Source organism: Marinobacter sp. bablab_jr008, assembly GCF_016464145.1.
Classification (GTDB): domain Bacteria; phylum Pseudomonadota; class Gammaproteobacteria; order Pseudomonadales; family Oleiphilaceae; genus Marinobacter; species Marinobacter nauticus.
On sequence record NZ_JACDWW010000075.1, the window covers coordinates 95,114 to 102,779 of the forward strand.

Sequence of the window (7,666 nt, forward strand, 5' to 3'; positions counted from 1 at the left end):
TGAACGGGAGGAAGTCCCAGCTGACCTACCCGCAACTTACCCGCGAACTGATAATTAGTTGAGTAAGTGAAACACCTGAAAAAACAGACACATGAATTGTCAAAAATTATTAAACACCCCTTCACCTTTGTCCTTATATGGACGATCATCAAAGTCATAACCAAAAGGTAACAATCAGAAAGCGACAACGGATGTCGGAGCCACCAGCTACCCTCCCGACATCCAGTTCCACCAAACCAGTCGGGAAGGGCACATGTCTTCACTCTACGCACCAGGCGCCAGAGTTGTTATCCGGGATTGCGAATGGGTTGTCCGCCGGGCAGACCCCAGTGATGACGGCGGCTATGCCCTTACCGTTGACGGCCTGTCGGAGTTGGTGAATGGCAAATCCGCACGATTCCTGACCCGGCTGGAAGAGCAGGCCAACACCATCCGCGTACTGGACCCGGCGGAAACCCGCTTTGAGCAGGACTTGACCCCCGGCTTCGAGAAAAGCCGTCTGTTCATTGAAACCCAGCTGCGCCAGATTACCCCGGCGGATGAGAGGATCCACCTCGGCCACAAAGCGGCCATGGACCCGGTGCCTTACCAGCTGGACCCGGCCCTGCAGGCGCTGAAGCAGAACCGCCAGCGCATCCTGATTGCCGATGCCGTGGGCCTGGGTAAAACCCTGGAAGCCGGCATTCTGATGACCGAGCTCATGCGCCGTGGCCGGGGCAAGCGCATCCTTGTGCTCACCCTCAAAAGCATGATGACCCAGTTCCAGAAAGAAATGTGGAACCGCTTTACCATCCCGCTCACCCGGCTGGATTCCGCCGGCCTGCAGCGGGTGCGTAACCACATTCCGGGCAACCATAACCCGTTTTACTACTACGATAAGTCGATCATCTCCATCGACACCCTCAAGCAGGGCAATGCATACCGCCAGCACCTGGAAAAGGCCTACTGGGACATCATCGTGATTGATGAGGTCCACAACGTGGCCGAGCGTGGCAGCAGCTCCCAGCGGGCGCAGCTGGCGCAACTGCTGGCGGGCCGGTCGGACACCCTGATCATGCTCTCCGCCACGCCCCACGACGGCAGGGCACGGTCGTTCGCCAGCCTTATGAACATGCTGGACCCCACGGCCATTTCCGATCCGGACGACTACGCCAGGGAAGATTTCCGCGATAAGGGGCTGGTCATTCGCCGGTTCAAGAAGGACATCCGGAATCAGGTACAGCAGGAATTCAAAGAACGGGTAGTAAACGACATCTACCTGAACGCCAGCCCGGAAGAAGAAGCTGCCTACCAGGCGCTGCTTGACGTACCGTTCACTTACCGGGGTGAGCACAGCACCACTAAAAACGGCCAACTGGTGCGCATCGGCCTGCAAAAGGCCATCTTCAGTTCCCCGGCTGCGGCGGAAGTTTCTGTGCAGCAACGCATCAAAAAACTGGCGAACAAGCCGGAAGTTACCGAAGACGAACAGCAGGAAATACAGGCCCTCAACAGCTTGTTGCTATCCCTGCGTAACGTTAATACGGCCCATTTTGGCAAATATCAGAAACTACTGAAGTTGTTGGGCAGCCGTGAGTTCGGCTGGAGCAAAACCGACACCAACGACCGTCTGGTCATCTTTAGCGAACGCATCGAAACCGTTAAGTGGCTGAAGCAGCAGTTGCAGGATGACCTCAAGCTCAAACCCGAGGCCGTTGAAATACTGCACGGCACGCTGCCGGATATCGACCAGCAACGCATCGTCGAAGAATTCGGCAAACCGGAAAGCAAACTGCGCGTACTACTGTGCTCCGATGTCGCCAGCGAGGGCATCAACCTGCATTACCTCTCGCACCGGCTGGTGCATTTTGATTTGCCTTGGTCACTCATGGTGTTCCAGCAGCGCAACGGCCGGGTAGACCGCTACGGCCAGGAACAAACGCCGATCATCACCTACCTGATTAACCAGAGCGACAACCCAAAAGTGCGCGGCGACCAGCGCATACTGGAAATCCTCAAAGAGAAAGACGAACAGGCCTACAAAAACATCGGCGACCCGGCCACCTTCATGAAAGTGCACGATGCCGAAGCCGAAGAAGCCCTCACCATGGAAGCCATGGCCGAAGGCACCGATGCCAAAGCTTTTGATGACAAATACCAGGCCGACGATAGCAACGAAGGCGACGACCTGCTGGCGCTGTTCCTGAACCCGGAAGCTGCAGCCCCGAAAACCGAAGAACAGGCCGAACAGCACACGGTAGATCGGTACAGCCTGTTCCCCAGCGACTACGAATTCGCCCGCCAGGCCCTGGAAGCCCTGAACCGCGAGCGCAAGCAAGTTCAGTTCAGCGCCAACAACGACAAACAAACTCTCACCATCACGCCGCCAGACGATCTGGACTACCGGTTCCGCTTCCTGCCGCCGGAAATCAGCCCCAGCGATGGCAGCCTGGTGCTCACCGCCGATAAACAGCGGTTTGAAGACGAAATCCGCCGCAGCCGGCAAGACGAAAGCGCCTGGCCCAAACTCCATTACCTGTGGCCCCAGCATCCGGCCATCCAGTGGCTGCAAGACAAACTGCTGGCCCAGGTGGCCCGCCACAGCGCCCCGGTACTGGCCCTGCCGGATACCAATGCCGTGAAACAGGCCCTGCAACCGGGCGAGTCTGTATTCCTGGTCAGCGGGCTGATTCCCAACCGCAAGGCCCACCCTGTGATCTGGGAGTGGTTTGCCATTAAAACCCGCAACGGCGAAGTATCGGCCGTGGAACCGGCAGAGCACTGGCTGCAAACCCTGCAACTGGACAACAAACTGCCCAACCGCGCCCAGCCGATCAACATCAGCGAACTCGAAGACCTGCGCCAGCCGGTCATCAACGCAGCCCAGGCAGAAATGCACCAGCGCCAGCAGGCCTACACAGAACAGAAGAACGAAGAGCTGACAGAACAGCTGCAGGCACTGGAAGCACTCCAGCAGCGGCAGGTAAAACAGATAGAGCTCCAGCTGGAAAAATCTGCCCAGGCAGAGCACTTCAAAGCTGCCAGAAGGGAAGAGCGCATCGGCCGCATCGAAAAAGCGTTCGATGACTACCAGGCCTGGGTGCGCGACACCCTCACCATCGAACCTGTACCGTTTATCCAGATCATTGCTGTATTCACCCGCGAAGCCGGGGAGCAGGACTAACCATGGCCGTACAAGACACCGCCGCCACCTTCATCGGGTTAACCAACGACAACGAATTCTTCAGTGCCCACTACCTGGCCGAAGTGTTCCAGGGCGACTTTGCCGACACCATTAAAGACTGGGATGCCCGCGAAGAGCAGGCCAAAGAGGCCGGGGCAGAATACGCCACGCCCCACCGCGCCCTGCGCAACCTCAACCAGACCTACTTCGCCCTGCGCCACAAACTCAAAACCGAGCGCAGCGTCGCCGAGCGTATTCGCCTGCAGCGGGAATTCTTCAAAGACCTGCTAGGCACCCTGGGCATTCCGTACCAGCCACAAAACCGAACCGTAGCCCCCAACACCGAACTGCCCGTGCTCAGCACCCTGGGCGACCAGCTGTGGGTACTGGGCGCACTGGATGCCGACAACGAAGGCGAAGACCCGCTCTCCCTCAAATTGCACAGCAACCAGTTCTTCGGCCCCGGCCCGCACTTTGATGCCCTGAAAAACACCGACTGGTACCACATCCTGGACCAGGCCGTGTTCCGCCAGAACGCACCCCACAACGAAAATCCGCCCCGCTGGGTACTGCTGCTGAGCGACCGCCAAGGCATATTGATCGACCGCTACAAATGGTCGCAAAACCGCATGCTGCGCTTCGACTGGGAAGAAATCCTCGGCCGGCGCGACGACAAAACCCTCAAAGCCACCGCCGTACTGCTGCACCGGGAAAGCCTCGCGCCAGATGAAGGCCAGTGCAGGTTGGACAGCCTGGACGAAAACAGCCACAAACACGCCTTTGCAGTCTCCGACGACCTCAAATACGCCCTGCGCCAGGCCATCGAAGCCCTGGGCAACGAGGCCGCCGAACAACTCATCGAACAGGCGCGCGACCGCAAGGAAGGCATCTACAGTGGCAGCAACGCCCTGGATGCCGACCAGCTCTCCAAGGAATGCCTGCGCTACATGTACCGCATTCTGTTCCTCTTCTACATCGAAGCGCGGCCGGAACTGGGCTACCTGCCCACGGAAGACGAAACCTGGCGCATGGGCTACAGCCTCGACAGCCTGCGCGACCTGGAAATGGTGCGCCTGACCACCGAACACAGCCAGCAGGGCGAATACTTCCACCACAGCCTGCAGCGCATGTTCAGCCTGATCTACCAGGGCAACCAGGCCAGCCAGCAGCAAGACAACCTGCACGAAAGCACCACCAACGCCTTCACCCTGCAAGGCCTGGACAGCCACCTGTTCGACCCGGCCAAAACTCCGCTGCTCAACCGCGTGGTATTCAGCAACGCCACCCTGCAGCAGGTTGTCCAGAGCATGTCGCTCACACGCCCCGCCAAAGGCAAAAGACGCAGGGGCCGCGTAAGCTACACCCAGCTGGGCATCAACCAACTAGGTGCTGTGTACGAAGCCCTGCTGAGCTACCGTGGCTTCTTCGCTACCGAAGACCTTTACGAAGTGGCCCCCAAAGGCCAGAACATCAACCCGGATGAACTGGACACCGGCTACTTCGTTACCCAGAGCCAGCTGGACGAATTCGACGACAAAGAGCGCGTGTACGACAAAGTCGACGGCAAACTCAGCCTGCGCGTACACCCCAAAGGCAAATTCATCTACCGCATGGCTGGGCGCGACCGGGAAAAATCCGCCAGTTACTACACCCCGGAAGTGCTCACCAAAAGCCTGGTGAAATACACCCTCAAAGAACGCCTGACGGCTGAGGTAACGGCAGACGACATCCTCGACTTAACAGTATGCGAACCCGCCATGGGCAGCGCGGCCTTCCTGAACGAAGCCGTCAACCAGCTCGCGGAAGCCTATTTAACCCGCAAACAGCAGGAGCTTGGCGAACGCATCCCCCACGAGGATTACCAGCGGGAACTGCAGCGGGTAAAAATGCACATCGCCGACCACAACGTATACGGGGTAGACCTCAACCCCATCGCCGTGGAACTGGCGGAAGTGTCCCTGTGGCTGAACGCCCTCAGCGGCGGCCACAACGTACCCTGGTTCGGCTACCAGCTCTTTACCGGCAACAGCCTGATCGGCGCCCGCCGCGAGGTGTATCCGAAGATTGCATTGAAGAAACAGGGCAAAGAAGGCTACTGGTACAACAACGCCCCGCGCCGGCTAACTCCGGAATCCCTGCTGAACCCGACAGGCGAGGGCGGCCGCGGCGAAAACGAGATTTATCACTTTTTGTTACCCGACCCCGGCATGGCCGGCTACAACGACAAAGTGGCCAAACAACTGCGCCCGGATGCCTTCAAGAAAATCAAAGACTGGAAAAAAGACTTCTGCGCCCCGCTGGACGAGCAGGAAATCAAAACCCTGCAAAGCCTGAGCGATGCCGTAGACCGCCTGTGGCGCGAACACACCCAAATGCTGGAACAACACCGCCGGCGCACCGAAGACACCTACCCCCTGTGGGGCCAGGAACAGGTAGAAGAACACCACACCACCACCCGGGAAAAAGACAACCTGCGCGCCCACGGCATCTTCAACACCAACGCCCGCATTGCCTCGCCCTACCGCCGCCTGAAACTGGCCATGGACTACTGGTGCGCCCTCTGGTTCTGGCCCCTAGACAAAGTGGACCAACTGCCGGACCGGCAGAAATGGCTGTTCGACCTGAACACCATCCTCAACAGCGCCGGTACCTTTGATTTTGCCCCGGAGCAGGAAAGCCTGCTGGGCAGCACTCCAACCGCTGAAAGTTCCGCCTCGGAAAACGGCAAGCCGGTAGAGCAGGGCGAAGACTTGTTTGCCAAACCGGTAGACGACCTGTTCGCCGCCGACGAGCCCCAGCAAACCCTGCGTGCAGAAACACAGGCCGCCCGCGATGTCAGCAACCAGCGCGGCGAACTTAACCTGGAAAAACTGTTCAGGAACCCCTTCTTCAACACCCTGGCCATTGCCAACAAACTGGGCGAGCACTACCGCTTCTTCCACTGGGAGCTGGCCTTCGCCGACATCTTCGCCAGGCGCGGTGGCTTCGACATCACCCTGGGTAACCCGCCCTGGCGCAAGGTGGAATGGCAGGAAGCCGGCATCCTCGGCGACCACAACCCGGCCTTTGTGCTGCACAAGCTCAGTGCCAAGCAACCGACCGACGAGCGCGAAGCCGCCTTCGAGCGCAGCCCGCAACTGCAGCAGGCCTGGTTTGACGAACTGGCGGAAGCGGAAGGCTCCCAGTCGTTTTTGAATGCCACCCAGAACTACCCGCAGCTCGCTGGCCAAAAGGCCAACCTTTACAAATGCTTTCTGCCCCGCGCCTGGGCCAATGTGAACAGGCAGGGCGTGAGTGGCTTCCTGCATCCGGAAGGGATTTACGATGACCCTAAAGGTGGGGAATTCCGGCGGGAGGTGTATCGGCGCTTGCGTGCACATTTCCAGTACGCGAATGAAGTGAAGCTGTTTGCCGAGGTGGATAACCACACACGCTACAGCCAGAACATTTATGGTCCGGTCGGAGAGGTGAGTTTCTACAATATTTCCAACCTGTTTGTACCCCAAACCGTGGATTATTCATTCAGCCATGATGGGCACGGACCAGTTCCGGGCATCAAGGAAGAGATAGAGTTGCCAGATGGCCGGGTTAAAGTGAAATGGGGATTCGACGGCCACCGGGACCGCATTATTGAAGTGGGCGATCATGAGTTGACTCTGTTTGCCCAACTCTACGACGAAGCCGGCACCGATGCTCTGGAAGCGCGCCTGCCGGCCCTTCACGCCCGGCAGTTGTTGGCAGTACTGGACAAGTTCGCAGCCCAGCCCCGGCGGCTGGGGGATCTGAAAGGGCAGTACTACTCCACACAGCACTGGAACGAAGTCAATGCCCAGCAAGACGGCACCATCAAACGGGAAACCCGCTTCCCGGAGAACCCGGAACAATGGATACTCTCTGGCCCCCATTTCTTCGTCGGCAGCCCGTTTTTCAAGAATCCCCGGCCAGGCTGTAAGAGCAACAAGGATTACGACAAGCTCGACCTGCAAACCCTGCCGGACGACTACCTGCCGCGCACCAACTACATCCCCGCCTGCGACCCCGCCACCTACCGCGACCGCACCCCGCGCGTGCCCTGGGTGGAAGAGGGCGAGCATCGGGCGCGGTTGGTGACGGACTATTATCGGTTGGTTAACCGAGAGATGGTCGGGACTTCATCAGAGCGAACTCTCATGACCACAATTGCCCCGAAAGGTGTAGGTCACATCCATACGTGTTTGAGCACGATATATAAGAACGACAAAGATCTATTAGATCTGTTCTGTTATACCGCTTCCATTCCGCTGGACTTCCGTGTGAAGAGCACAGGTGTTGGGCATGTAAACAAGTCTCTTCTTAATCAGCTGCCTTTGCTCAGTGATACTTATTGAAGTGGACCCCAAATTTTGGACAGGTGCCTAAGCTCTGATTCATCATCTCCACGAGGAGGAGAATCATGAGCAAGAAACGCAAGCAATACAGCGCATCATTCAAGTCCAAAGTTGCTCTGGCCGCCCTCAAGGGTGA

General features: G+C 58.2%; 2 protein-coding genes. Both read left to right on the forward strand.

Annotation, left to right across the window (positions count from 1 at the left end; translation table 11 throughout):
• Nucleotides 1-253 precede the first annotated feature (253 nt).
• A complete protein-coding gene (locus JIF53_RS15575; protein WP_199453237.1) occupies nt 254-3,163 on the forward strand; it encodes a DEAD/DEAH box helicase in 2,910 nt (969 codons plus the stop codon).
• Nucleotides 3,164-3,165: 2 nt separating this feature from the next.
• Nucleotides 3,166-7,530 (forward strand): class I SAM-dependent DNA methyltransferase, encoded by a 4,365-nt coding sequence (locus tag JIF53_RS15580; RefSeq protein WP_199453239.1) that lies wholly within the window; start codon nt 3,166-3,168, stop codon nt 7,528-7,530.
• Nucleotides 7,531-7,666: the final 136 nt, after the last annotated feature.

What these genes read in the sequence shown, in the direction of transcription:
- JIF53_RS15575 (WP_199453237.1), top strand. Translation starts at nt 254, where the DNA reads ATGTCTTCACTCTACGCACCAGGCGCCAGAGTTGTTATCCGGGATTGC.
- JIF53_RS15580 (WP_199453239.1), top strand. Translation starts at nt 3,166, where the DNA reads ATGGCCGTACAAGACACCGCCGCCACCTTCATCGGGTTAACCAACGAC.